The organism is Streptomyces sp. NPDC056296, from assembly GCF_042268605.1.
Lineage (GTDB): Bacteria > Actinomycetota > Actinomycetes > Streptomycetales > Streptomycetaceae > Streptomyces.
This window is the reverse complement of record NZ_JBHJRX010000153.1, coordinates 1-1,189: the sequence shown is the minus strand read 5'-3', so window position 1 is coordinate 1,189 and position 1,189 is coordinate 1. Positions and strand designations below refer to the sequence as shown.

Here is a 1,189-nt window from a genome sequence, read left to right as displayed (position 1 = left end):
GATCACCGATCGCCTTCGAGAACGCCTTCCACCTCACACCAACTACGCTTGCACCAGCCGCATAACCCGTGTTCAGGATTCGGGGTCAAGGCCCGTGCTCATGAAGTCGTGAACCGCTCCGGGTCTGATGGAGGCTCGATTCCCTGAGAGGATCGAGTCATGGCACGTCCGTCCCCCTACCCGCCCGAGCTTCGTGAGCGCGCGGTACGCATGGTCACGGAAATCCGTCCGAACTATCCGACCGAGTGGGCCGCGATGAAGGCAGTAGCAGCCAAGCTCGGGATCGGCGCGGCTGAGACGGTGCGGACCTGGGTCCGCAAGGCCGAGGTCGACGCCGGTCAGCGGCCCGGCGTCCCGTCCGAAGAAGCCGCCGAGATCAAGCGGCTGCGGGCCGAGAACGCCGAGCTGCGGCGGGCCAACGAGATCTTGAAGGCGGCCTCGGCTTTCTTCGCGGCCGAGCTCGACCGGCCGTCGAAGCGCTCGTAGCCTTCATCGACGCCCACCGTCAAGTGTTCGGAGTCGAGCCGATCTGCAAGGTCCTGACCAGCTACGGACTGAAGATCGCAACGAGCACCTACTACGCCGCCAAGAATCGCACGCCCAGTGCCCGGTCGATCCGCGACGCCGGGTTGAAGGAGCAGATCAGCCGTATCCACGCTGACAACTTCAGCGTCTACGGGGTGCGGAAAGTCTGGCGGCAACTGCACCGCGAAGGCATACCAGCGGCCCGCTGCACCGTCGCCCGGCTGATGCGTGATCTCGGCCTCGAAGGCGTCCGGCGCGGGAAGAAGATCCGCACTACCCTGCGGGACGACGGCCAGGAGCGGGCCGGTGACCTGCTCAGACGCGACTTCACCGCGTCCCGTCCGAACGAGCGGTGGGTGGCCGACTTCACCTACGTTGCCACCTGGTCCGGCATCGTCTACGTCGCTTTCGTCGTGGATGTATTCTCCCGGGCGGTCGTGGGCTGGTCGGCCGCCACCAGCAAGCGGGCCAAGCTCGTCCTCGACGCTCTCGACATGGCCCTGTGGCGCCGCGACCGGGCCGGCACCCCCGCACGTCCCGGGCTGGTTCATCACTCCGATGCAGGCAGTCAGGGTGGATTCAACTGGTCGTCGCAACACTTTGATCTCGGAGGTGTGCGACGTGGCCACGGCGGACTGGAGTTTGAAGACCAGCGATGTTCCGG

General features: G+C 65.9%; 2 protein-coding genes. Both read left to right on the top strand.

Annotation, left to right across the window (positions count from 1 at the left end):
• The first annotated feature begins 159 nt into the window (after positions 1-159).
• Positions 160-486 (top strand): transposase, encoded by a 327-nt coding sequence (locus ACFCZF_RS40905; protein WP_376675997.1) that lies wholly within the window; start codon positions 160-162, stop codon positions 484-486.
• A gap of 23 nt (positions 487-509) precedes the next feature.
• On the top strand, positions 510-1,189 hold a 680-nt coding region (locus ACFCZF_RS40900), incomplete at its 3' end, for an IS3 family transposase (RefSeq protein WP_376675996.1).

Bases quoted from the DNA above. Each gene is read 5' to 3' on its own strand.
- ACFCZF_RS40905 (WP_376675997.1), top strand. From the start codon at position 160: ATGGCACGTCCGTCCCCCTACCCGCCCGAGCTTCGTGAGCGCGCGGTA.